Source organism: Vreelandella glaciei (genome assembly GCF_013415125.1).
Lineage (GTDB): Bacteria > Pseudomonadota > Gammaproteobacteria > Pseudomonadales > Halomonadaceae > Vreelandella > Vreelandella glaciei.
This window is the reverse complement of sequence record NZ_JACCDE010000022.1, coordinates 1-24,747: the sequence shown is the minus strand read 5'-3', so window position 1 is coordinate 24,747 and position 24,747 is coordinate 1. Positions and strand designations below refer to the sequence as shown.

Here is a 24,747-nt window from a genome sequence, read left to right as displayed (position 1 = left end):
CTTCGTTATCGGCAATCGGCCTACTTTACCTCAATGAGGTTATTCACGGCGAGGCGCAGGGCCTTCAACGCGTCATTGTGGGCCGTCGCCAGGGGTATATTTTGAAACGCCCACGCCGCAACTTGTCGATGTGACTGCTGTTGCGCTTCCGTTAAGGGGCAGTGGCTGGCTTGCCGGGCCAAGGCTTGCAAGGCCGGGCGAGCAAGAACAGGATCACGATGGGCGGTCGCCACATCTTCAATATCCTGCCAGTCGCGCGCACTAAGCGAAACCCTCGGCATCTGACCGAGCAACAGTACGACGACCGAGGCAGGCAACGCCTTCACTTCAAACGCCAACAGGCCCGCTAATGCCGCCTGAAAGCGCTCATTCAGGTCGGCAAGCACCACTTCACCCTGTGTGTTTAACGCTTTCGCCACCATCACAGCAAACTCACCGGTGGAGGCCTCACGGGTAATACCTAAACGTACTGGCGTAAACCCCAGTGCCAACCAAAACCGTAACAGCGACGCCTCCGCACCAAAGGTGGCGCCATAAAGCGCGATACCCTGCTGCTTGGCGGCGGCCATATCATCATGCAGCAGCGCTTCCCCCAAGCCTTCGCGGCGCCGCTCTGGGTGCGTCGCGATCCTCACCACCCGCCGCCAGCGGGCGGTCAACGCCTCACGGCTGCCGGCGTGAGTGGCCAGCGACTGCGCCAACAAATGCCCCTGAGGCCGACGTTCACCGCGGGCGACTTGATGGGCAAGGGTGGCCTCAAAACCGCCCTCTTCCCGTGTCACCAGCACCGCCTGAGGCTCACTCGCCTGCTCGATCACGCGCAATGCCGTGCCGGGGCCGTCAAGCAATTGGCGCAGGTCGTTAGGGGAAGTACGGTAGTGCGACTGCACCAGCAGTCCAAACAGCTTTTCCAGTGCCGCGTCTTGCTCGGCAAGCCAGGCACGATCAACCACTTTTGTTATCACGGCCCTGTCATTCGGTTGAGCAGTAGGCAGCACTGCTTTTAACAGCAGCAGTTGATTGACCAGCGCTTCCAGCGGGTCGCCACCATGCCAGCGAATGGGCGACTCAAGCGCCAGCGCTTTCCAATGGGGCGTCAGCCGGTCAAGTGTGTCGCGAAAGCGCAGCGCGAATCCACGCCCGGAGCCCTCATAACCATGCACCGTCGTGGCAAAGGCAATGCGCGGAAAAGCCACCAGCCATTGCCCCAAAAGCGCAGCGGGAATTGCCGCCGCCTCATCCACCAATAAATAACTGCCATCGCCGCCCTGCGCCTGCGCATTGACCTGTTCGGTCAAGTCATCCGGGGATAAAAAAATCAGCTCGCGGCCCTCGGCCAGCACAAAGTGATCCTGGGCGACCCGACGACCTGCCGGACAAAGCGCAGACAGCCGTTCAAAAACGCTCTCCACCGCACTTAGGTGCGGCGCGGTCAGCACCACGCGCTGGGCTTTGTCCATTAACAGCCGGGCGCAAGCGATACCCAAGGCGGCGCTTTTGCCGCGCCCACGGTCGGCGGTTATTACCAGCGGGCGACGCCGCTTTAGGCCCACCAATCGCTTTACGGCGACTGCTTGATCTGAGGTTAGGCAGTCGCTATCACCACCGCTGGGATCGCCTGCTTCACGCGAAGCTAATTGAGACAATTGAGGCAACTGCAACGCCTGACCTGCACGCCAGCGCACTACCTGAGTTGACTCTTGCAGTTGACGCGCCAAGCGCGCCAGGTAATGGCAGCTCAGTTGCGACCAATGCCAGGGGTGATCAGCAAAACGCGCGTAGTCCGGATCAGGTGCTTCACCCCACGGCTGCGGTGTGAGCAATATCAGTAAACCACCCGCCGTGATCGTTCCCGCCAGCGCCCCTAACGCTTCAGGATCAAAGCCTGTGCTGTGTGTATCGATCACGACCAGTTGATGCTCAGCCCCCAGGCGTGCCCGTGCCTTGCGCGGTGAGAGAATAGGCGCGGAAAACAGCAGTGCAGTGTTCTCATTGGCCACCCACAAAGGCGCCTGCCAGGAGAAGGCTTGCCATACGTCCTGGGCGATTGAGCGACACTGCTCTGCCTCACCGCTTAACCATACCAACTGGCGCCAGCCGCGGCGATTGAGACGCTGCGCGAGATGAACTAACGCTGCCACCCTTCGCGGTGGGTGTTGGCTTTCTGACAGCTGATTATTTAGCAAATAATTGCCTACTCCGGCGCGCCTGTTTCCCATCACGTTACCCTATAAAGTGTTCCGCTGAGCCTCTTATGGCGTGCCTTCTGCTTACAACTTTGGTTGAATAATTTAACTACTTTCAACGTTTCTGCACTACATTAACACCTCATTTCGACATTAAAAAAACTATAACTCTCTGTTTTATTTAAATATATAGAATTTACTTAAAAAACGATGGAAGAGCTTTCTTACATTACTGATATTGCGCTGCAGCGGGGTTGGTGTGCTAGTTTAGCTCTGTAGCGCTTAAATTCCCTTGTTTACGTAAACGTAACCCTGTAGCGCTGCACTTTCCTGACTCCAGGTATCCAACACTAACAACGTCACACGCCAAACCAGGAAACACACCATGAAAAAAACGACCAAATTTTCCCTCACCGGCCTTGCCGCTGGTATTGCTTTCACAGCCTTCACGACCACCGCTCAAGCACAAGAAGAATGGACGATGACCTCTACCTGGCCAGAGAATCTTGATCTTATCAAGATCGACCAGCACTGGGTGGAGCTGGTCAATAAGCTGGCGGGCGAAGAACTACAAATTAATTTCCGCGCGGGCGGCACGCTAATGCCCGGCACTGAAGTCTTTGACGCCACAGAAACGGGCAGCATCGAAGCCGCAGGCGACTGGCCGGGCTACTGGGCCGGCTTGAACCCCGCCTTTTCACCGCTAGCCACCACAACGAGCCTGTTTAATGGTGTTGACTACCTCAACTGGATTCAACAGTGGGGCGGCCGCGAGCTGTACGAAGAGATCTATGGCCAGTTCAACATGGTCTATCTCCCCTACGGCATTACCAACAATGAATCGGGCTTTATGGGCCGCACCCCTATTGAGAGCATTGCCGATTTAGAAGGCAAACGTCTGCGCCTTTCGGGCCGTGACCAGGGCCGCGTGCTTGAAGAGCTGGGCGGCTCCCAGGTCACGCTAGCGGGCGGTGAAGTCTACCAAGCCATAGAGCGCGGTGTTATCGACGCGGGTGAGTTTTCGACCCCTGGCGTTGATTTTAACGCCGGTTTTGCCGAAGTGGCTGACTACTGGGCCACGCCGGGCTGGCATCAATCGGCCAGTGTCTTTGGGGTAATGATCAATAAAGATGCTTGGGATGCGCTCTCAGAAGAGACTCAAGAAACCCTACGTATCGCGGCGGACGCCACCATGGCATGGTCGCTAGCCTGGTCTGAACGCCAGTCTACCGAAGCTACGCAGAAGTTTATTGACGCAGGGGTCACGATCAACCAATTCTCTGAAGAGGACTTGGCGCGCATTCAGGAAGTTACCAACGAGGTGATTCTGCGCGGTGCTTGCGAAGATACTGACCACGCCAAGGTCTACCAGTCTATGATTGCCTACCTTGAGCACTACGCGACGTGGCGTGATGTTTCCGCACCTTACAACATGAGCCGCGTGATGGATAATCTGCCCTCACTGGAAGAGATCGAAGCCTGCCTGTAAGGCGCTTCTGTGCCGCCTCGGTTTTACCGGGGCGGTTTTTTTGTGCTGACCGCGGAGATCTTCCATGAATGCGATTGCCAAGGCGATCGATGCTATCAATGAAGCTTTTGGGCGCGTCATCGCGCCATTGATTGCCATCATTACCCTGATTGTTCTATACGACATTGCGTCACGCTTTCTGTTTGGGCGCCCTAGCGACTGGGCGTTTGACGTTACCAAGATGCTGTTTGGCGCCCATTTTATGCTGATGGCGGCTTACGGACTCCGCCACCATGCCCACGTGGAAGTCGACGTATTGAAACGGCTGCTATCACGTAGGAAGCAAGCCGTGCTTGAAGTGCTCGGTTACCTAATTTTCTTTGTCCCCTTTATCTGGATGCTGATCACCCTGGGCTGGAGCTTCTTTGAACGCGCGTGGAGCCGCGGTGAAACCACTTATGGCATGGTCTCAATCCCGGTCTACCCGATTAAAGGGGTGATTGTGGTCGCCGCCATCCTGATTCTGCTGCAGGCAATTGCTATTGTGCTGCGTGCCATCATGCAGCTTCGCGAGGAGACATCAGCATGAACCTAAGTCCTGAAATGCTCACGCTGGTGATGTTTGGTGGCCTGATGGTGGGCCTGTTTATGGGCCATCCGCTGGCATTTGTGCTGGGTGGTGTCGCGGTTATCGGCGCTTTTCTCGGCCCTGGCGAGCGTATCCTCGGCACCCTGATTAATAATATTTTCGGTAACGCCATGGACAACTATGTGCTGGTGGCGATACCGCTGTTCATTTTGATGGCGAGGTTCCTGAACGACTCCGGCGTCACCGAGAAGATGTTTGATGCCATGCGGCTGTTGCTGGCTAACCTGCGCGGTGGCCTAGCCCTTACCGTGGTTATCGTGTCGGTGCTGCTGGCCGCCACCACTGGTATTGTCGGTGCCTCGATTGCCGTCATGGGCATGATCGCCCTGGTGCCGATGCTCAAGTATGGCTACAACAAAGAACTGAGCGCGGGCGTCATTATGGCCAGCGGTTGTCTGGGCATTTTGATACCGCCCAGCATCATGTTAATTCTGATGGCCAGCTACTCACCGGTTTCCGTGGGCGCACTGTTTGCTGGCGCACTGATTCCGGGCCTGCTGCTCGGCGTTATGTACGCCCTTTACGTGTTGATCATCTGCTATATCAAACCCAGCTACGGCCCCAAGGTACCGGTAGAAGAACGGGCCGAAGTCAGCACCAAACAACTGCTGATCATGCTGGCCAAGTATGTGGTTCCCCCCATGTCGTTGATTCTGGGTGTGCTGGGTGCGCTGTTTACCGGTATCGCTACGGCGACCGAGGCCTCGGCCATCGGCGTGTTTATCGCGTTCATTCTGTTTTTGATTTTTGGTGATCGCAAAATAAGCACCTGCTTCTGGACGATGATAGAAGCGGGTAAGACCACCACCATGGTCATGCTGGTATTAGTCGGCGCCACTGCCTTTACCGGCGTGTTCTCCCGCGGCGGCGGCATGACCGTGATCAGCGAGTTAGTGATGGCAATGCCTGGTGGCACGGTGGGCGCGCTGATCCTAATGCTGTTCCTGGTGTTCGTGCTGGGTATGTTCCTGGATTGGACCGGCATCGTGCTGCTGAGCTTTCCGATCATGCTGCCCATCGTCGAAACCATGGGCGTCGATATGCTCTGGTTCGTCGTGATGGTGGCGGTAGTGCTACAAACCTCGTTCCTGACCCCGCCCTTTGGCTATGCGCTGTTCTACTTAAAAGGCGTGGCACCGCCAGGGGTAGAAATCGTCGATCTGTATAAAGCAGTAGTGCCTTTCGTCGCCTTGATTCTGCTGGCGTGTACGTTGATGGCGTTCTTCCCATGGCTGATCACCGGTCTGCCAAGCATGATGCTGGATTACTAGGCCTTTCCCAAAGCTTATCGTCCAACCATTATGGCCCGCTCCGGCGGGCTTTTTTTTGTATTAACGAAGAGTCTGCAAAGCTGCAGTAGAACAGCGCCAATGCTACTATTCACGCCCGTCACTATTTCGCATTCAGTGCGCTGCGCCACTTTCCGGCTTTCCTCGACTGTTTTCCGTCAATCCAAGGAGTGTTCGCTTGTTCAGATCCAGCTATCGCGGGCTATCCGCCGCCACCTCTGCGCTTGGCCGTCGTGCCAGCCCCTGGTCGATAGCCTTGATCGCGGTGGCGTTCGTGGTTGCTCTGCCAGTGCTGGTGGTGTTTGCCCATATCGCGATGCCCACCGATGGCGTATGGCAGCATTTGGCTAGCACGGTCCTGGGTCGCTACTTGAATAATACGTTCTGGCTGGTGGTGATCGTGGGCCTCGGCACGTTGGTCATCGGCACCGGCACCGCCTGGCTGGTGGTGATGTGTCGCTTCCCCGGTAAACGGATATTCGAGTGGGGGCTGCTGCTTCCACTGGCGGTGCCTACCTATGTCATCGCCTACGCCTATACCGACTTCCTCCAATTCGCTGGCCCGTTACAGAGTCTGCTACGCGAGACGTTTGGCTGGGAGTATGGCGACTACTACTTTCCCAATGTGCGCTCGCTGGGCGGCGCGGCAACGGTGATTACCCTGGTGCTTTACCCCTACGTCTACCTGCTGGCTCGCGCCTCATTCCTGGAACAGTCGGTGTGTGTGCTGGATGTGGGCCGCACGCTTGGGCGCGGCCCTTGGCGGCTGTTCGCCAGCGTCGCCGTACCGCTGGCTCGTCCGGCGCTGGTGGGCGGGGTATCACTGGTATTGATGGAGACGCTAAACGAGTTCGGCGCTGTGCAGTTCTTTGGTGTCGATACCTTTACTACCGGCATTTACCGCACCTGGTTCGGCATGGGCGAACAAGTCGCGGCGGCGCAGTTGGCAGCGTGCCTGCTTACCTTCGTGATTGTTTTAGTGCTGCTGGAGCGCTGGTCGCGGGGCAAGCGCCGCTATTTCCATACCACCAACCGCTATCAGCAACTGCCTGAATACGCGCTGCACGGCTGGCGTGCCACCGCAGCGATGCTGGCCTGCCTTTTCCCCGTGCTGGTGGGTTTTCTACTCCCCAGCGGCATCCTGCTTAATTTAGCGCTGCAGGGGGGCGATTCGCTGTGGGGCTCGCGCTTTATCGGCTATGCCTGGAACAGCCTGGGATTGGCAACCGTCGCGGCGCTAATCGCCGTGGGCCTGGCGGTAGTGCTGAGCTATGGCGTGCGCATGCACGACACGACGTTTGCGCGGGTGGCTGCCAGGGTCGCTTCCATGGGCTACGCGATTCCCGGCTCGGTCGTCGCAGTGGGTATTCTAATTCCGTTTACCTGGCTGGATAACGCACTGAATACCTGGCTGAATAATCATTATGGCTACATTATCGGCCTGGTGTTCAGTGGCTCGGCGTTTATTCTGCTGTACGCCTATGTGGTGCGCTTTTTGGCTGTCTCGTTCAATGCGGTAGAAGCCAGCTTAGGCAAGGTGACGCCCAGTATGGATGCCGCCTCGCGCACCCTGGGCCAAACCGCAGGCGGCACGCTACGCCATATTCATACGCCGATGATGCGTAGCAGTTTGTTAGCGGCGGGGATTTTAGTCTTCGTTGATGTGATGAAGGAGCTACCGGCGACGATTATTCTGCGCCCCTTCAACTTCGACACGCTGGCGGTGCGGGCGCACAACTTGGCCTCTGACGAGCGGCTGGCCGAGGCATCCACATCGTCACTGGCAATTGTAGTCGTTGGCATTCTGCCGGTGATTCTGCTCAGCATGGCCATGCGCCGCTCGCGTCCCGGCGCTAAGTCGTGAGGAAATCCTAGGACGAGAGCGGAAAAACAAACACCTGGGAAAGGTCGAGATGGATATCCACCGGCTGCCCCTCCGCGGGTAGAAAAACCCCCGGTACGCGCGCGTGTAGGTGAGCCTCAAGGCCGTTTTCGCTATGGGCACACAGGTGTAGCAGGCTGGTGCGTCCGAGTAGCTTCGCCATTACCAAATGGCTATGGCGATGGGCATCAGCAGGCAGATCTCGCTCAACAATACGCAGCGCCTCGGGGCGTATCATGATTTGCGCGTCGCTACCCTCCGCTAATCCGGGGGCAGGCACCCGCCCAACAGGCGTGCTCACAGCGCCATTATGCACTTTGCCCTTTAGCTCATTGACGTCGCCGAAAAAGGTCACCACAAAGGGGTCTTGCGGCGCGCAGTAAAGCTCTCGCGGCGTTCCCGTCTGCACAATTCGCCCATCGCGCATGAGCGCGATGCGATCAGCCATAAACATGGCTTCTTCAGGGTCATGGGTCACCAGTAGGGTCGCCGCCCCGACCTTTTTCAATACGTGCAGCGTATCGTCGCGGATACGGTCGCGGAGGCGCGCATCCAGGCTTGAGAAGGGTTCATCCAACAGCATCAGACGCGGTGACGGCGCCAACGCCCGTGCCAGAGCTACCCGCTGCTGTTGTCCGCCCGAGAGCATGTGGGGGTAGACATCGACATAATCAGCCATGCCCAGTTGTTCGAGCAGCTGTTTGGCCCGCTCGCGGCGCTGACCGGAGGCCAAGTGCTTGAGCCCAAAGGTGACATTTTCCAGCACGGTGAGATGGGGGAACAGCGCCGAGTCTTGAAACGCTAGCCCTACATTGCGCTTTTCCGGCGGCAGGTGGCGCTGGCCCGGCGCAGCAATCGTAATATCGTCCAGCGCTACGCTGCCCTCTTGCAGTACTTCCAGCCCCGCTGCAATGCGCAGCAGCGTGGTCTTGCCGCACCCGGAGGGGCCCAGCAGGCAAACCACTTCACCCGGTGCAACGCTTAAATCCACCCCTTTGACAACCGCATGGCCGTCATAGGCATGGCACACATTGTGAAGGGACAACGCCGTTGTACTGGGCACCAACGGGGCGACCTTGAGGGTTGCTGTCATATATCACCACTGTTAATTAACACGGTTCAGGTACGCAAACCGCGACTGTCAAAACCTAAACGCGGATTCAATACGTTTGAAAGTTGTTTGCATTCTATTTTTTATTCACTGGTTATGCACGTAACACCTTTTACGTAGACGCTAAGCCTTGACGTCAGGCAGTCAAAACGCTTCAATAAAGATGTTAATAATGCAACTTATTATCATTCAATAAATAAGGATGTGCTCGATGAAAACTGTACGCTTTGTTGCTCCAATGGCAGCGATGATGGTGGGCGCTACGTTTGCTGGTCAGGTCGCTGCAGATGAACTCAACCTCTACTCTGCTCGCCACTATGACTCTGACGAACGCCTCTACGATGCGTTCACCGAAGAGACCGGCATCGAAGTCAACATCCTTGAAGGCGACTCCGACCAGTTGATCGAGCGCATTCAGCGCGAAGGCGTGGCAAGCCCCGCAGACGTGATGCTTACCGTCGATGCAGGCCGTCTGTGGCGCGCGGAAGACGAAGGCATCTTCCAAAGCGTTGAATCGGATGTCCTCAACGAGCGGCTACCTGAATCCATGCGCCACCCTGACGGCCTGTGGTTTGGTTTTAGTCAGCGCGCCCGGGCGATTTACTATAACCGTGAAAACTTCGACCCGAGCCAGATCACTAGCTACGAAGATCTTGCCGACCCGCAGTTCGAAGGCAAAGTATGCATTCGCTCTTCCAACAATATTTATAACCAGTCGCTGCTGGCCTCAATGATTGAGCACCACGGCGAAGAGGGTGCCGAAGAGTGGGCCCAGGGCGTTGTGAATAACATGGCGCGGGATCCGGAAGGTGGCGATACCGACCAGATTCTCGGCGTTGCCAGCGGCGAGTGCGATATTGCCGTGGCCAACCACTACTACTATGTTCGCCTGCTGAAATCTGACGACGATGCCGAGCGTGAAGCGGCGCGTAAAGTGGGTATTATTTTTCCCAACCAGGATGACCGCGGCACCCACGTGAACGTAGGCGGCGCCGGGGTTGTGGAAGGCGCACCTAACCGCGAAAACGCCGTCCGCTTCCTTGAGTACCTGGCTTCCGACACCGCCCAGGAGATCTTTGCCTCTGGCAACAACGAGTTCCCGGTGGTTGAAGGCATCAAGAAAGACCCAGTCCTGGAATCCTGGGGCAACTTCAAAACAGATGACGTCAACATCAGCGTACTAGGTGAGAACAACCCTGAAGCGATCCGCATTTTTGATCGCGTCGGCTGGCGTTAAGTGATTTAACGCGTACTAAAAACCCCCGCAGCTACGCTGCGGGGGTTTTGCGTTATAGCGCGTCTAAACAGGCGAGCACGAGGGACTGCAGGGGGCGGCCATCTTCCTGGATATAGAGGCTACGAACCCGGCTTGCTGGCAGCTCTAAGGGCACGTGGCTGACAATAACCACGATCCCATCCCTTGTACGGCGCGCAAGGCTAGCAAGTACTTGCTGTCGTGTAATGGCATCCAGCCCGGCTAATGGCTCGTCAAGCAGTAGAATCGGCCGTCGCGCCAGCAGCACACGCCCCAGGGCGATACGCCGCGCCTGCCCGCCGGAAACGGCGGCACCATACTCACCCAAAGGCGTCTCCAGGCCCTGGGGCAAGTCGCGTGCCCACGCGCCCAGCGCCAGATCGTCGAGAATGCTCCATAGCTCGCTATCGCTGGCATCGCGGTCACCGAGGCGTAGGTTTTCCGCCAGGCTCATATCAAACAAGTCCCACTGCTGGGGCAGGTAACCGACGATACGGTGAAACGACCACTGCTCAATAGAGTGGCCGTTAAGACAACACTCCCCGCCAAGCGGCAGCAGCTCGCCGGCCAACACCTGCAACAGGGTCGATTTCCCGCAACCTGAGGGGCCATGCACACAAAGTATTTCACCGCTCTGCAACGCCAGACTAATACGCTGCGGCCCCACCAGTGCACCGGGCAGGCTGGCGGTTAATTGGTTGACGTTGAGATGCCAAGCAGGCGGTGCGGTGTCAGCGAACTCAATGCCAGCTTGCCCCCTTGGCGCTACCTCCACCAGGGCATTGAGACGATCCCGTGCGGCAAGGCTCGCCCCCAAGGCTAGAAAACTGTTGGCCAGCGGCGCCAAAATCTCCCCTAATGCCAGGATCGCCAATACCGCGGCTAACAGCATCGGCACCGTCAAATGGCTAGTCGCCAATAGCCCTTCTGCCTGCCATAACACGCCCACAATGGCGCCTCCCAACGCTACCTGCTGCAACGCGGTGGTCAGGCTAGCCAGCAACTGCTGCCGCTCCTGGTGGGCCAGATAGTCGGCATCGTGATTTTTCACTCGTTGCGCCATATCCGCCCAACGCCCCCACAACACCAACGAGGTAATCGCTGCCAAAGGCTCAATCAGTGCCACCCGACGATGCTCGGCAAACTCAGCCCTCTGGCGGGCCTGACCCATACCGCGCCATAACGCCAGTAACGGCAGCCCCAGCCAGGCTAACATTAACCCCGGCGCGGCGGCCCAAAGTAGGGTTTCACTCAACCAGTAAAGGCCAGCCATAACGACCATCACCATTAGCCCGGCCCAGCCCCAGGGCAGCAGTGCTCGCAAAACTACCTGATCAAGCTGGTCGATATCACTGACCAGCCGATGCATGGTACTGGCCGTGCCGTAGTGCGATGAACGGGAAGCCGGCTGTAAAGGCGTTTGTCCCAATGCCATAAAAAGCCGACAACGCAGGTCTTTTAGCAACCCCAGGGCGGCATCGTGGGAGGCTAGGCGCTCACCATAGCGCCCGGCCGTGCGAACGATGGCACACAGACGAATCAAAGCCGCGGGACGAAAATAGTCGAAGCCGAAGGCGCTCGCTGTCACCGTTCCGGCCACCGCCGCGGCGGTAATAAACCAACCTGAAATGGCCAGCAAGCCGATAACGGCCAGCAGCGTGGCGGCGCCCAGCAAGAACGCCAGCGACCAACCGCCGCGCCTAAGCAACAGCAAATCACGCAGCCGGATGGTGGGGGTAGGCATCCCGGACGGTGTCTTGTTTAGCCGCAACATGCCATAGCCTCTTGCAATGACAGCTCTACTCGCCGGTCAACCCACCCCAGCCCCGCCGACTCGTGGCTGACAATCATCACGCTACGCCCGCGGCTAAGCTGCCCGATCAGTGTGTTGAGTTGCCAGGCGGCATCCGGATCTAGATGGGCCGTGGGCTCATCGAATAGCCATAGCGCTGCATCGCGAAGCAGCAGCTGCGCCAACCCCAAGCGTTGCAGCTGGCCGCCGGAAACCCCCTGCCCGCGTTCACCCAACTGCGTGGCAAGCCCATTGCCACGAACCAGAATTGGCCAAAGTCCGACCTGGGTGAGCACTTCAATAAGCTCTGCATCAGATTTGTCTGGGGCCGCCAAACGCAGATTCTCCGCAATGCTGCCAGACTGTATCGGCGGTTGCTGACTAAGGTAGCCAAGCTGGCGTTGCCAGGCGTCGCGAGGCCATTGGGAAAGCTCACAACCCTTCGCCTTGAGGCTGCCCTGGTAGGCGGTAAACCCCAGCAGCGCTTGTAAAAGACTCGACTTGCCCGCCCCACTCTCGCCCTGCACCAACAGCCGTTCGCCCGCGGCCAGCGTCAGATTAAGCGGCGCCAGCCGAAGCCGCCCGCCCTCACCGCTAACGCTTAACTCGCGGCATTCAACAGCAAGAGACTCACCGCTTACCGCTGTTGGAGAGAGCGGCAACCCTTGGGGCTGCCAAGTATCCGCTTCCAGCAGCGGCGACAACGCCTGCATGGCGCCCAGCGCTTCGGCACGGGCATGATAATCGCTGCCCAATTGGCGTAGCGGCGCATAGAACTCGGGCGCCAGCAGCAAAATAAACAGCGCTCCCTGATACGGCACCGGAACGTCTGCTTTCGCCCAGGGCAATAGGCCAAGCAAGCCCAAGCCAAGATAGAGCGCCACCAGGGCAATCGCCAGCGCGGCAAAAAACTCCAGCACCGCGCTGGATAGAAAGGCCAGTCTAAGCACCCGCATGGTACGCCCACGGTAGGCGTCACTTGCCTGGGCGACCTTGGCCTCCGCCTGGTCGGTCGCCCCCATGCGCTGCAGCGTCGCCATCCCTCGAACCAGGTCGAGAAAGCGGCCACCCATACGCGCCAGCGCCGTGAACTGCTGCTGACTGGCACCCGCAGCGGCACGGCCCACAAGGATCATAAACAGCGGCACCAAGGGTGCGGTCATCAGCATTAATCCCGCGGCCAACGGGCTATGCAACGCCACCACCGCCGCGATCAGGCAGGGAACGACAACGGCCAGCAGACTCTGTACCCGATAGCGACTAATGTAGCCGTCCAGGGCGTCCACCTGCTCCAGCACCTGAGTGGCCAAGGCACCATCGCTGCCAAATTGGCGCCTCACCGGCCCAAGACGGCCAAGCTGCGTTAATAACTGGCTGCGTAAGGCGACACGGGCATGCCGACTGGCTTGGCGAGATACCCCTTCACGGCCGGCGTGGAGCAAAGGGCGGAGCACCATGCACACTGCCAGCCCTGCTAACCATGCCGACGGGTGGCCCAGCGACTCCCGGCCCTGCCAGAGCAGTAACCAGTGATGGAACAGTGCCGCCAGCAGCCAACTCTGGGTAATCAGCAGTACCACGCCGATCAGCGCAAGCAGTGTGGCGCCCCGCAACCACCAGCGTTGCGGGGCCAGGCAGCGGTTCAGCCGCTGCCCCGGGTCAATAACGTCAGTCGCTCCGCTCATGCTCGGCTTCGCCTTCATAACCATTCACTTCAAGCCGCATGGCGATAAGAACAGTGACGACAGCTGCCAGCGTGACACCCAAAATCCAGGCGAAATACCACATAGGATCATCTCCTCAGTAAAGTGCTTTGTCGTTATCACGAATAAACTGCTCATTTAGGCGACCGCGCATGACCCAATAACTCCAGGCGGTATAGAGCAATATCAACGGCACGAAGATACACACCACCACAAACATGATCTTGAGCGTCAGCTCACTCGCCGTGGCATCCCACATGGTGAGGCTATGATTAGGGTTGAGTGTCGACGGCATCACGAAAGGGAACATCGTCACGCCAGTGGTGACCACCACCATGGCCATAGCAATGGCCGAACTGGTAAATGCCAGCGCATGCCGCCCCAGTTTCATGGTCAACGAGCAGAGTACAAAACCCAATACGCCTACTATCGGCAGTAGCCATAACAGCGGGAAGCGGCTGTAGTTGGTCATCCAACCGCCAACACTGACCGTGACGATTTTGCCAGTGGTATCGTTGTAGCCCTGGGTGTCGATCACGCTGGCCACCTCGTAGCCATCAACGCCCCATAGCAGCCAGACCCCACCCAGCACGAACAGTGCCGCGCACACCAATGCGGTGAGGCTGCCGATGGCCGCACTCCGCCTGCGTAGCTCACCCTCGGTTTTGAGCTGCAGCCAGGCCGCGCCGTGGGTGACAAACATCAGCAGGCTCAACAGCCCGGCCAACAGCGCAAACGGATTCAATAGCCCCAGTAAGCCGCCCTGATACTCCAAACGCAGATAGTCATCGAACTGGAAGGGAACGCCCTGGAGAAGATTGCCAAAGGCGACACCAAAGATCAGCGCAGGAACGGCGGAGCCGATCGTCAGCCCCCAGTCCCAGCGACTGCGCCAGGTGGGGTTGTCCAACTTGGAGCGGTAATCAAACGCTAAGGGGCGCAGGAAAAGCGCGAACAGCGTCAACATCAAAGCGAAATAGAAGCCGTTGAAAGCGGTTGCGTAAACCGGCGGCCAGGCAGCGAACAGTGCGCCCCCGGCGGTCACCAGCCAGACCTGGTTGCCGTCCCAGTGAGGCGCCATGGAGTTGATCATCACCCGACGTTCAAGATCGTTGCGGCCAACGACCTTAAGCAAGGTGGCAACGCCCATATCAAATCCATCGGTGACCGCGAAGCCGATCAACAGCACACCGATCAGCACCCACCAGACAAACCTAAGTGTTTCGTAGTCCATCATCATGCCTCCCGTGGCGGGGTGGAAATTAGGTAGCCGGAATCGGCTTCGTCATCCAGGTAACCGCTACCGGAAGGCCCCTTGCGGGCAAAGTGCTGCATCAACCACATTTCGATGATGACGAAGGTGGTGTAGAGGATGCCGATGGCAATCAGAGTAGTGAGTACCTGCTCGGCCGTTAGGCTGGAAATAGCCAGGTGCACCGGTAGGATCTCGCCGATGGCCCAGGGCTGGCGGCCATATTCAGCCACGAACCAACCTGCTTCACAGGCGATCCAGGGCAACGGCAGGCTGAACAGCGCAAAGCGCAGTAACCAAGGGGACGTCTCAGGCTGACGGCGCAGACTATGCCAGAGGGCCAGGGCAAACAGCAGCAGCATGCTAAAGCCAGCGGCTACCATGGCCCGAAAAGACCAGAACAGCGGCCAAACCTTGGGAATCGACGCCTCTACGGCCTGGTTAATCTCGGCGGCCGTCGCATTGGCCACATCGTCGCTATAGGCGCTAAGCAGCAGCCCATAGCCGAGATCGCTGCGCACCTGCTCGAACCGGGCCTGATCCCCTTCGCGCTCTTCACCGCTGCGCAGGCGCTGCATAAGGGCATAGGCTTCCTGGCCGTTGACGATGCGTTCGCGGTGCTCCGCCTTAAGCTCGCGGATCCCCATCACTTCGGTATCCAGCGAGCGCGTAGCGATCAAGCCCATCACGCCAGGTATCTTGATGGCTAGGTCGGTGCGCTGTTCAGCCTCGTTGGGCAGCCCAAACAGGGTAAAGGCAGCCGGAGCGGGATGGGTTTGCCATTCGGCCTCGATGGCGGCCAGTTTGACCTTTTGGACGTCTCCCAGCTCATAACCAGACTCGTCGCCCAGAACAATCACCGACAGTACACTGGCCAAGCCAAAGGCAGACGCAATCGTGAAGCTGCGCCGGGCAAAGGCGATCTCGCGACCCTTGAGCAGGTACCAGCTTGAAATCGCCAGCACGAAAACCGCGCCGGTGACGTAGCCCGCCGACACGGTATGCACGAATTTGACTTGGGCAACGGGGTTGAGCAGCACTTCAGCAAAGCTGGTCAGCTCCATACGCATGGTGGCAAGGTTGAGCTCTGATCCCACGGGGTGCTGCATCCAGCCATTGGCTACCAGAATCCACAGGGCCGACATGTTGGTCGCCAACGCCATCAACCAGGTAACCGCCAGATGTTTCTCTTTTGACAGGCGATCCCAGCCGAAAAAGAACAGCCCGACCAGGGTCGACTCAAGGAAGAACGCCATCAAGGCTTCTATCGCCAGCGGCGCGCCGAAGATATCGCCGACATAATGGGAGTAGTACGACCAGTTGGTGCCGAACTGAAACTCCATAGCGATGCCGGTGGTTACCCCCAACGCAAAGTTAATACCGAACAGCTTGCCCCAGAACTTGGTCATCTGACGATAAATGGTCTTACCGGTCATCACATAGACCGTCTCCATAATCGCCAGCAGTATCGATAGCCCTAGCGTTAAAGGTACAAACAGGAAATGCACCATCGCCGTAAAGGCGAACTGCAACCTGGATAATTCAACAATGTCCATGAGTGACTCCCGATGGATAGCGTAAACACACCCTTCGCCCCACCGGGAAGCCACAAACAGCTGCTAACCCAGGCAAAGCGATGTGTATAAGCTTATTCCTCCACCTGAGCCAAAAATTTGACCTTGATCAATTCCTTATCTATGCACTCCAAGGTTGCGACAAAATGCCCTCCAAGCCAATCTAGTGTGCCTCATCCCAATTGGCGCCACTCTCGGCTTCCACAATCAGCGGCACTTTCAGCTCCGCCGCGCCCTGCATGCGTTTTTGCACTTGCTCGATAAACGCTTCGACCTGCTTCTCGGCCACTTCAAACACCAGCTCATCGTGCACCTGCATCACCATCAGCGCATCGAACTCGCCTTCCGCTAACCATGCATCCACGTCGATCATCGCCTGCTTGATGATATCCGCAGCGGTGCCCTGCATGGGTGCGTTAATCGCGGTGCGCTCTGCGCCTTGACGGCGGTTACGGTTCTGCGAATGGATTTCCGGCAGGTAGAGCCGCCGACCCAGCACGGTTTCGACAAAGCCATCTTCACCTGCCTGGGAGCGAATACGCTCCATATAACGGGCCACGCCGGGATAGCGGTCAAAGTAGCGATCAATATAGGTTTGTGCCTGATTGCGCTCGATATGCAGCTGGCGCGACAGCCCCCAGGCACTCATGCCGTAGATCAAGCCGAAGTTGATCGCTTTGGCACTACGTCGCTGGTCGCCAGAGACCTTATCAAGGGAGGTGCCAAACACTTCTGCCGCCGTGGCGGTGTGGATATCGCGTCCTTCGGCAAAGGCTTCCAGCAGCCCTTTATCTTCGGAAAGGTGCGCCATAATACGCAGCTCAATCTGCGAGTAGTCAGCGGCGACAATGCGGTAGCCGGGGCGGGCGATAAACGCCTGACGAATTTTGCGCCCCTCTTCGGTACGAATAGGAATATTTTGTAAGTTCGGGTCCGACGACGACAGCCGCCCGGTGGCGGTGACCGCCTGGTGGTAGCTGGTGTGCACCCGGCCAGTGGCTTTATTGAGCAGCCTAGGCAACTTATCGGTATAGGTGGACTTAAGCTTGGCCAGCCCCCGGTGCTGCATAATCACCTTGGGCAGTGGGTAATCCAGCGCCAGCTCTTCCAGCACGCCTTCGGCGGTAGAGGGTGCGCCTTTGGGCGTTTTCTTGAGTACCGGGATTTTCTGCTCTTCAAACAGAATCTGCCCTAACTGCTTGGGTGAGCCGAGATTAAATTCCCGCCCGGCCAGTTCAAACGCTTCGCGCTCTAGCTCGCCAATACGCTTTTCTAACTGCTGGCTCTGCTTGTGCAGTAGGTCAGCATCCACCGCCACCCCATTACGCTCAATGCGCGAGAGCACTTTGATCAGCGGCAGTTCGATATTATCCAGCACTTCGGCCAAGCGCCCCTCGTTTTCGACCTGTGGGCGTAGCGTTTGCTGCAGCCGTAGGGTGATATCGACATCTTCGCAGGCGTAAGGCGCCGCCTGTTCCAGGGCAATCTGGTTAAAGGTCAGCTGCTTGGCGCCCTTACCGGCAATCTCTTCAAAGGAGATGGTCTTTTCGCCCAAATACTTCAGCGCCAGCGAGTCCATATCGTGGCGGGTGGCCGTGGAGTTGAGCACGTACGACGCCAACATGGTGTCGGCAAACGGGCCCGCCACTGAGATGGCGTAGTTGGCCAGCACCGAAATATCGTACTTGAGGTTCTGGCCAATCTTGGTTTTGGTCGGGTCTTCCAGCAGCGGCTTTAGCGCCGCCAGCACCGTTTTGCGGTCAAGTTGCTGGGGGGCATCCAGATAGTCGTGGGCCAGCGGAATATAGGCCGCCTCCCCCGCTTCCAGCGACAAGCCGACGCCGACGATTTCTGCATCCATATAGTTGAGGCTGGTGGTTTCCAAATCAAAACAGAAGCGCTCGGCGTTTTGTAGCCTATCCAGCCAGCGCTCAAAGTCTGCCTGTTCGAGGATGACGTGATCTTCACGGGCACTCCCATTGGCAGATGCCTCTGTGCCCTCGGGCTCGCTATCGTCAGCGCTGGCAGGGACAGGCTCGCCGCCTTTCACATCATCCACGCCTTCATCTTTGCCTTCCAGCAGCTCACCTAGCCACTGTCGGAACTCCATCTCTTTATACAGCGTGACCAGCGCTTCACGGTCGGGGTGGGCAATATCCAAATCATCCAAGCCCACCGGCAAATCGCAATCAACCTTGATGGTCGCTAACTGATACGAAAGGAAGGCCTGATCGCGATGCTCTTCAAGTTTCTTGGGCAGCGTTTTTGCGCCCCGAAAAGTAAGCGTTTTGACCCGTTCTAAATCGCTATAAATGGTCTCCAGGCCGCCGCCCATGCCTTGCAGTAGACCAATCGCAGTCTTTTCACCCACGCCGGGCACGCCAGGAATGTTATCGACCTTGTCGCCCATCAGGGCGAGAAAATCGATAATCAGCGCAGGGGGCAGGCCGAACTTATCCTCCACGCCCCCCTCGTCCAGGGTTTCATCCTTCATGGTGTTGACCAGCGTGATATGGGCATTGACCAGTTGCGCCATATCCTTGTCGCCGGTGGAAATGACCGCATCGCGCCCTGCTTGGGTGGCGTGGTGGGCCAGGGTGCCAATCACATCATCCGCCTCCACCCCTTCAATGCACAGCAGCGGCAGGCCCAGCGCTTTCACACAGGCGTGCAGCGGCGCAATTTGGCTGCGCAGGTCATCGGGCATGGGGGGGCGGTGGGCTTTGTAGTCGCTGTACATCTCATCGCGGAAGGTTTTGCCCGGCGCGTCGAAAACCACCGCCATGGGGCTTTCGGGGTAATCCTTAATCAGCCGCTTGAGCATATTCAACACGCCCTTCACCGCGCCTGTCGGCTGACCACTGGAGGTCGTTAGCGGCGGTAGCGCATGAAAGGCACGGTAAAGATAGGAGGAGCCATCGACGAGGACGATCGGAGCGCGAGCCATAACCAAGTTCCTAAAGAGAGTCATAAAAAAATAAGTGCTAAAAAGAGTTACTCACATGATACCCGCTGCGCAGGCGGCCTGCAGAGTCAAACTCTATTCTGTTATCACAACAACGCTGCCAACTCAGCGACCAAGCCGCTACAATAATGGGCTTAGCAACCTGGGCGAGACTCTCATGGCTGTATTTACCCCGCTTAGCGACGCACAGGTCGCCGCGTTTTTAGAAAAATTTGATGTTGGCAGTTTCGTTTCCCTACAGGGGGTGGCGAGCGGCACCGAAAACTCGACGTTTTTTGTCACCACTGACCGCCGCGAGCTGGTGTTAACCCTGTTCGAACAGGGCGAGCATGAAGAGCTGCCGTTTTTTGTCGAACTGCTCGACTATTTAGACGAGCACCGCCTGCCGGTGCCCGGCACGATTCATGACCGCGAAGGCGTTGCCCTGCATAGCCTGGAAGGTAAACCGGCGCTGCTGTTTCCACGCCTGCCCGGCCGTCATCCGGAAGCGCCCAACTTGGCTCAGTGCCACGCCCTGGGCGATACCCTGGGCCGCCTGCACGTGGTTTCAAAACGCTTTCCCGGCCACCGTCCGAATCCGCGGGATATCAACTGGCTGCATGTGATGCACCACAAGGTGCTGAGCTATCTAAGCCCAGCAGATCAAACCTTGATGAAGGATGAAGTCGACGATTTTGAGGGCGCCTTTATTCAGCACAATGAGCTGCCGCAAGGCGCTCTGCACGGCGACCTTTTCCGCGACAATACCCTCTTTGAGGGTGATCAGTTGGGCGGTATTATCGACTTTTATAACGGTTGCACCGGCGATCTGCTGTTCGACCTGGCGATTGTAATCAACGACTGGGCTTCCAACGACGACGGCACGCTTAACGCAGAGCGCTATGACACGCTATTGAGCGCCTATCTGGCACGCCGACCATTAACGGCGGATGAGCGCGAGCTATGGCCCACCATGCTGCGCATGACGGCGCTGCGTTATTGGTTATCACGTCTGCTGGTGGTTTACGTTGACCCGCCAGCGCATGATTTAACGCCCCACGACCCGGAGCGTTTCCGTACTATTTTAACCGCGCGCATTGCCCACGGTGCGCTGCCGCTGCCTGAGGTAACTGCATGAGTGTGACGGCCACTACTAGCCCTGCGTTGCGTGCTCGGCGCACCTGGAATATCGATCAATGGGGCAGCGGCTACTTTGATGTCGATGACCACGGCCAAGCCCTTGTCCGCCCGCTGGGTAGCGATGCAGAAGGCCCGGCGCTTCCGCTGAGTGCGCTGGTGCGTCAACTACAAAGCGCCGGGCTACGCCTGCCGGTACTGGTGCGCTTTAGCGATATTCTCCATGACCGGGTCGAACAGCTGTGTGGCGCCTTTGATGCCGCCATGAGTGATTGCGACTATCAAGGTGGTTACACCGCCGTTTACCCCATCAAAGTGAATCAACAGCGCCGCGTAGTGGAAGAAATTCTGGCCACCGCCGAGCGCGGGAGTGGCCGCGTGGGGCTAGAAGCGGGCAGCAAGCCGGAGTTGCTGGCGGTGCTGGCGCTTTCCGATGGCGGCTCCTCGCTAATCGTTTGTAATGGCTACAAAGACCGCGAGTACGTGCGTCTGGCGCTGCTGGGGGAGAAGCTCGGCCATAAGGTTTATTTGGTGGTCGAGAAGCTCTCAGAGCTGCAGATGATCCTGGAAGAGGCCCGCGAACTCGACGTTACCCCGCGTATTGGCCTGCGCGCCCGCCTTGCCTCGGTGGGCAAAGGCAAATGGCAGAATACCGGCGGTGAAAAATCCAAGTTCGGGCTGACCGCCAGCCAGATTCTCGAGGTGGTCGACACCCTTCGTCGCGAGGACGCGCTGGAAAGCCTGCAACTGGTGCACTTCCACTTGGGCTCGCAGATCGCCAACATCCGCGATATCCAGCGTGGCCTGCGCGAGTGCGCCCGTTTCTATCAAAACCTGATGCAGCTGGGCGCGCCCATCGATACCGTGGACGTTGGCGGCGGCTTAGGAATCGATTACGAAGGCACCCGCTCGCGCAGCTTCTGCTCGGCCAACTACTCGATGCGCGAATACGCGCGCAATGTCGTCAGTGCCTTTGCCCAGCTATGCCAAGAGGCCGACCTGCCCCAGCCGCATCTGATCAGCGAGTCCGGCCGCGCGCTAACCGCCCACCACGCGGTGCTAATCACCAACGTAATTGGCGAAGAGCGTATTGATAACACGCCGCCTGAACGCTATTCGCTAGGAAAGGGCCAAGAAGAGAAACAGGAAGATGCCCAAGTAGAGCTTCTCTGGCGGGTGTTTGAGCAGTTGGCAACGCACCAAGAGCCACGCATGCTGGTGGAAGCCTGGCACGACCTGCTTCAGGCGGTCAGCGAACTGCAGGACCGTTTTGTCATGGGCCTGAGTGACATTACCGCCCGCGCGGAAGGCGAGCGTGTCTACATGGCTGCCTGCGCGAGGCTGCGTACCCAACTTGACACCCGTAACCGTGCCCACCGAGAGATCATGGACGAGCTAGCGGAGAAGCTGGCCGACAAGCTGTTCGTCAACTTCTCCCTGTTCCAATCGGTGCCTGACGTGTGGGGCATCGAGCAGATATTCCCGGTGCTGCCCCTTAGCGGGTTGGATCAAGCGCCAACGCGTCGAGCAGTGATACAGGATATCACCTGCGACTCCGATGGCCGCATCGACAGCTATGTCGATGGCCAGGGCGTGGAGAGCACCCTGCCTCTGCCCGAGTGGGCATCTGATGACGAGCGTTGGTTAGGGTTCTTTCTGGTAGGTGCCTATCAGGAAATTCTTGGCGATTTACACAATTTGTTCGGCGATACCGACTCTGTCGATGCCGCGCTTAATGCCGATGGCGAGTGGACGCTCTCCAACCCGCTAGCGGGTGATTCAGTGGCGCAGGTGCTTGCCTACGTCAACTTCAATGCCAACGTGCTTAAGCAAAAGCTCACCGACCAGTTAGCCGCCAGCGGCTTTACGGCCGATGAACAAGCCCGCTTTGCGGCAAGCTTGAGCGAAGGGCTGGAAGGCTATACGTATCTTGAGTAACGCGGCTTGAGCCACTTGGCCCTAGCGAACGTTTTTGTCGGCTAAAACAAGAAACGCCACCCTGATTACGGGGTGGCGTTTTCTTTGATCGTCACAATTTACAATAACCTTGGTGATCGCGTACTCAACATATACCTCGATGGTCTCGCAACTCGTTTAACTACTCGACTACGCTGGTTTCGATTTTCAAACCACCAGTCAAGGTTAAGCGCAGTGACGAGCCGCGAACGAGTTTTCCAACGCCTGAAGGCGTACCGGTCAAAATGACATCACCCGGTTCAAGGGTAAAGTGGCGGCTCATTTCGGCCACCAAGGACGGGATAGCAAAAATCATATCAGCCCCCTCGCCGTGCTGGCGCTCTTCACCATCAATCTCAAGCGTGAAAGCCAGCGCATTCCAATTGGGCACCCGGCTTAATGGCAAAAACGACGAAAGCGGGCAGGCGCCATCAAAGGCTTTGGCGATTTCCCAAGGATGGCCCTTCTCTTTAAGCGCCGTCTGCACATCACGTAAGGTTAAATCCATCGCCAAGCCGATACCGACAATCGCCCGCTCGGCTTCATCCATCGTGGCATGGGTTAAGGTTTCACCCACTAATAGCGCAAGCTCAACTTCATAATGCACGTCGCCGCGTGAAAACGGCGGGTCCAACGGCTTGGTTAGATCCACAACGCTGGTCGACGGCTTAATAAACAGCAACGGCTCAGTGGGAACCGGATTATCCAGCTCTTTCGCATGGTCGGCATAATTACGGCCGATGCAGACAACTTTGCCCAACGCGTGGGGAAACTCCTGGCCATCGGTGAACTGTAGAACAAAACGCATGGCGGGTATTCTCCTTCTCATTATGCGTGCCGCAGACGCACAGTTTACCCCACCTAGACGAAGGTTCCACAACCTTCAGCCATCAATTTGTTTCCCCACCACTCGTTAGCGATACTGCTGCGCCTGCTGGTCAAGGCTGTGAGCCAAGAAGTCAGGACGCTGCTTAGCTGCCGCATAGGGCGCCTCACAACGGTTATCGCGACGATTAAAAACAAAGAACACGTTGCTACGTGGGTCAGGCGAAAGGTTGGCATTCGACGCATGTAGCGTATTGCAATCGAACAGCAACAAGCCGCCCGCTTTACCCTTCGGTGCTTCAATACCGTGTTCAGCCACTAGCTCGGTTAACGCTTCTGGGCTTGGCACGCCCACTTCCTGCGCTTTCAGCGAGCTTTTGTGGTTATCCTCCGGCGTTTCCCCCAGGCACGGCACAAACTTGTTGTGTGAACCGGGAATCAGCATTAACGGCCCGTTGAACTCGTGGTTGTCGGTCAAGATTAGCGAAGCACTCACTGCATGCATCGCCGGCATGCCATCTTCCGCGTGCCAGGTTTCAAAATCGGAGTGCCAGTTAAAGCCCTTACCGGCAAACCCCGGCTTATAATTGATCCGCGACTGATGCACGTAGGGGTCATCGCCAATAATTTGACGCGCAGCGCCCGCTACCCGCTCGTCGCTGGCCAGTTCACCTAAGCGTTCAGAGAGGAAATGCACCGCAAAGAGTGAGCGGATTTCCTGGCTTTCTGGCTCTGTCACGCTGAATTCTTTATTGCGGTACTCATCGTTACTCATCAGCGCCGTCATTTCTTGACGTAGCTCATCAAGCTCCGCGCCTTCAATGAGGTTGGGAATAAACAGAAACCCTTTGCGCTCGAACTCATCAAGCTGCGCTTGGCTTAAGGGGCCGGAAAGCTGGCGACCTTTCACGACCGCCTCTTGTCGCGGCAGCCAGGTTTTCTCAGGCGTATTGGCCAAGCGCGATGGGTAGACATCCTGTACCTGTTCACTTTGAACCTGTTTGCTTTCAACCTGGGCGCGCTGAGCTTCTGTTGTGCGCTGAACACTAGGGGAATCCGCCATTTCGCTATATTGCTTATGGGCGTTTACCGCATTTAGCGGTGTGCTTTTGACTGTCATCTAATCCACTCCTTGTATGATTAGGTTTCAGATCGAATGATGTTGCAGGGCACAGCGTAGACAAACAAAATCAGCATGCAAGGGTTAATAACGTTTTTCATAACGTGTGTTACGTGAAAAAAATTGAAGCTTTTTTATCTGCGTTTATCTGTGCTAGTTAAACCTTCTACGAATGCCTAGAAGCGACTAATAACTTCTTATCTGCTCCATAAAAATCATCAAGATTATAAACTTCTTCATCAGCACCCCACTAAATACTAAAGAATACATTCCTTACATAAACGGGCTCAGCCACCATATTTGTAAAAACTAGCTCACAGCCAGCGCTTAAACGTTAGAAAAAATAAGTGGGCAAAAACCACCCAGATTAAAAAAGTGCTTCTTTAAAAAAACACCAACACCAATTCATAGTAGCCTTTAATCATATTAATACACTTATTCAAAAACAAGAAAATTCAAAAAAAGTGAAGATGCCCATAAATTATACCTGAATCCGTGAAGCCGGCGCCGACACTTTCCCTATCACCGCCAGCGAGCACTTTTTGATCATTCGCCCCGTGCAAGTTGGCTTTCGCAAGCCCGTTATTGCCAAAACCCACCGTGC

Annotated in this window: 17 protein-coding genes; 7 read left to right on the top strand and 10 right to left on the bottom strand. The window is 57.2% G+C overall.

Annotated features, from left to right (window positions below; all coding sequences use genetic code 11):
• Positions 1-20: 20 nt before the first annotated feature.
• Positions 21-2,186, bottom strand: a complete 2,166-nt coding sequence (locus HZS80_RS14820; RefSeq protein ID WP_179916535.1) for a tRNA(Met) cytidine acetyltransferase TmcA — start codon at positions 2,184-2,186, stop codon at positions 21-23.
• A 385-nt stretch (positions 2,187-2,571) separates the two neighbouring features.
• Between HZS80_RS14820 and dctP the strand changes: the two genes are divergently transcribed.
• The 4 genes from dctP to HZS80_RS14800 all read left to right on the top strand — a co-directional run bounded on the left by dctP (position 2,572) and on the right by HZS80_RS14800 (position 7,456).
• A complete protein-coding gene (dctP, locus tag HZS80_RS14815) occupies positions 2,572-3,675 on the top strand; it encodes a TRAP transporter substrate-binding protein DctP (RefSeq protein WP_179916534.1) in 1,104 nt (367 codons plus the stop codon).
• Between the two features lie 64 nt (positions 3,676-3,739).
• Positions 3,740-4,243: a TRAP transporter small permease subunit gene (locus HZS80_RS14810; RefSeq protein WP_008957595.1), complete on the top strand. Its 504-nt coding sequence runs from the start codon at positions 3,740-3,742 to the stop codon at positions 4,241-4,243.
• Positions 4,240-5,574: a TRAP transporter large permease gene (locus tag HZS80_RS14805; protein WP_179916533.1), complete on the top strand. Its 1,335-nt coding sequence runs from the start codon at positions 4,240-4,242 to the stop codon at positions 5,572-5,574. Before HZS80_RS14810 ends, HZS80_RS14805 begins: the two co-directional genes overlap by 4 nt.
• 196 nt (positions 5,575-5,770) lie before the next feature.
• On the top strand, positions 5,771-7,456 hold the full coding sequence (locus HZS80_RS14800; RefSeq protein WP_035561973.1) for an ABC transporter permease: 1,686 nt from the start codon (positions 5,771-5,773) through the stop codon (positions 7,454-7,456).
• Positions 7,457-7,463: 7 nt separating this feature from the next.
• On the opposite strand, the gene HZS80_RS14795 is transcribed toward HZS80_RS14800, so the two are convergent.
• A complete protein-coding gene (locus tag HZS80_RS14795) occupies positions 7,464-8,567 on the bottom strand; it encodes an ABC transporter ATP-binding protein (RefSeq protein WP_179916532.1) in 1,104 nt (367 codons plus the stop codon).
• Between the two features lie 229 nt (positions 8,568-8,796).
• Between HZS80_RS14795 and HZS80_RS14790 the strand changes: the two genes are divergently transcribed.
• Complete coding sequence (locus HZS80_RS14790) at positions 8,797-9,822, top strand: Fe(3+) ABC transporter substrate-binding protein (protein ID WP_179916531.1); 1,026 nt, start codon at positions 8,797-8,799, stop codon at positions 9,820-9,822.
• Positions 9,823-9,874: 52 nt separating this feature from the next.
• Here the strand turns inward: HZS80_RS14790 and cydC are convergent, their stop codons facing one another.
• The 6 genes from cydC to polA all read right to left on the bottom strand — a co-directional run bounded on the left by cydC (position 9,875) and on the right by polA (position 19,108).
• Entirely contained in the window at positions 9,875-11,614 is a 1,740-nt protein-coding gene (gene cydC / locus HZS80_RS14785; RefSeq protein WP_179916530.1) for a thiol reductant ABC exporter subunit CydC, read from the bottom strand.
• On the bottom strand, positions 11,602-13,317 hold the full coding sequence (gene cydD, locus HZS80_RS14780) for a thiol reductant ABC exporter subunit CydD (protein ID WP_246362110.1): 1,716 nt from the start codon (positions 13,315-13,317) through the stop codon (positions 11,602-11,604). The genes cydC and cydD overlap by 13 nt, the downstream gene beginning before the upstream one ends.
• Positions 13,301-13,420: a cytochrome bd-I oxidase subunit CydX gene (cydX, locus tag HZS80_RS14775; protein ID WP_035561958.1), complete on the bottom strand. Its 120-nt coding sequence runs from the start codon at positions 13,418-13,420 to the stop codon at positions 13,301-13,303. The genes cydD and cydX overlap by 17 nt, the downstream gene beginning before the upstream one ends.
• Before the next feature lie 12 nt (positions 13,421-13,432).
• On the bottom strand, positions 13,433-14,575 hold the full coding sequence (cydB, locus tag HZS80_RS14770) for a cytochrome d ubiquinol oxidase subunit II (protein WP_340162619.1): 1,143 nt from the start codon (positions 14,573-14,575) through the stop codon (positions 13,433-13,435).
• Positions 14,572-16,143: a cytochrome ubiquinol oxidase subunit I gene (locus HZS80_RS14765; RefSeq protein ID WP_179916527.1), complete on the bottom strand. Its 1,572-nt coding sequence runs from the start codon at positions 16,141-16,143 to the stop codon at positions 14,572-14,574. Before HZS80_RS14765 ends, cydB begins: the two co-directional genes overlap by 4 nt.
• Before the next feature lie 181 nt (positions 16,144-16,324).
• Positions 16,325-19,108 carry a DNA polymerase I gene (gene polA / locus HZS80_RS14760; RefSeq protein WP_179916526.1) on the bottom strand — a complete coding sequence of 928 codons (2,784 nt, stop codon included), beginning with the start codon at positions 19,106-19,108 and terminating at the stop codon, positions 16,325-16,327.
• Between the two features lie 175 nt (positions 19,109-19,283).
• Between polA and HZS80_RS14755 the strand changes: the two genes are divergently transcribed.
• Both HZS80_RS14755 and speA read left to right on the top strand, forming a co-directional pair.
• Complete coding sequence (locus tag HZS80_RS14755; protein ID WP_035562468.1) at positions 19,284-20,243, top strand: homoserine kinase; 960 nt, start codon at positions 19,284-19,286, stop codon at positions 20,241-20,243.
• Positions 20,240-22,180, top strand: a complete 1,941-nt coding sequence (gene speA, locus HZS80_RS14750; RefSeq protein ID WP_035561946.1) for a biosynthetic arginine decarboxylase — start codon at positions 20,240-20,242, stop codon at positions 22,178-22,180. Before HZS80_RS14755 ends, speA begins: the two co-directional genes overlap by 4 nt.
• 160 nt (positions 22,181-22,340) lie before the next feature.
• Here the strand turns inward: speA and HZS80_RS14745 are convergent, their stop codons facing one another.
• The gene (locus HZS80_RS14745; RefSeq protein ID WP_035561943.1) at positions 22,341-23,006 is read right to left on the bottom strand and encodes a fumarylacetoacetate hydrolase family protein; all 666 of its coding nucleotides are present in this window, start codon (positions 23,004-23,006) and stop codon (positions 22,341-22,343) included.
• Between the two features lie 105 nt (positions 23,007-23,111).
• Entirely contained in the window at positions 23,112-24,143 is a 1,032-nt protein-coding gene (gene thpD / locus HZS80_RS14740; protein ID WP_035561940.1) for an ectoine hydroxylase, read from the bottom strand.
• Positions 24,144-24,747 lie beyond the last annotated feature (604 nt).

What these genes read in the sequence shown, in the direction of transcription:
- dctP (WP_179916534.1), top strand. Translation starts at nt 2,572, where the DNA reads ATGAAAAAAACGACCAAATTTTCCCTCACCGGCCTTGCCGCTGGTATT.
- HZS80_RS14810 (WP_008957595.1), top strand. Translation starts at nt 3,740, where the DNA reads ATGAATGCGATTGCCAAGGCGATCGATGCTATCAATGAAGCTTTTGGG.
- HZS80_RS14805 (WP_179916533.1), top strand. Translation starts at nt 4,240, where the DNA reads ATGAACCTAAGTCCTGAAATGCTCACGCTGGTGATGTTTGGTGGCCTG.
- HZS80_RS14795 (WP_179916532.1), bottom strand. Translation starts at nt 8,567, where the DNA reads ATGACAGCAACCCTCAAGGTCGCCCCGTTGGTGCCCAGTACAACGGCG.
- HZS80_RS14790 (WP_179916531.1), top strand. Translation starts at nt 8,797, where the DNA reads ATGAAAACTGTACGCTTTGTTGCTCCAATGGCAGCGATGATGGTGGGC.
- cydC (WP_179916530.1), bottom strand. Translation starts at nt 11,614, where the DNA reads ATGTTGCGGCTAAACAAGACACCGTCCGGGATGCCTACCCCCACCATC.
- cydD (WP_246362110.1), bottom strand. Translation starts at nt 13,317, where the DNA reads ATGAGCGGAGCGACTGACGTTATTGACCCGGGGCAGCGGCTGAACCGC.
- cydX (WP_035561958.1), bottom strand. Translation starts at nt 13,420, where the DNA reads ATGTGGTATTTCGCCTGGATTTTGGGTGTCACGCTGGCAGCTGTCGTC.
- cydB (WP_340162619.1), bottom strand. Translation starts at nt 14,575, where the DNA reads ATGATGATGGACTACGAAACACTTAGGTTTGTCTGGTGGGTGCTGATC.
- HZS80_RS14765 (WP_179916527.1), bottom strand. Translation starts at nt 16,143, where the DNA reads ATGGACATTGTTGAATTATCCAGGTTGCAGTTCGCCTTTACGGCGATG.
- polA (WP_179916526.1), bottom strand. Translation starts at nt 19,108, where the DNA reads ATGGCTCGCGCTCCGATCGTCCTCGTCGATGGCTCCTCCTATCTTTAC.
- HZS80_RS14755 (WP_035562468.1), top strand. Translation starts at nt 19,284, where the DNA reads ATGGCTGTATTTACCCCGCTTAGCGACGCACAGGTCGCCGCGTTTTTA.
- speA (WP_035561946.1), top strand. Translation starts at nt 20,240, where the DNA reads ATGAGTGTGACGGCCACTACTAGCCCTGCGTTGCGTGCTCGGCGCACC.
- HZS80_RS14745 (WP_035561943.1), bottom strand. Translation starts at nt 23,006, where the DNA reads ATGCGTTTTGTTCTACAGTTCACCGATGGCCAGGAGTTTCCCCACGCG.
- thpD (WP_035561940.1), bottom strand. Translation starts at nt 24,143, where the DNA reads ATGACAGTCAAAAGCACACCGCTAAATGCGGTAAACGCCCATAAGCAA.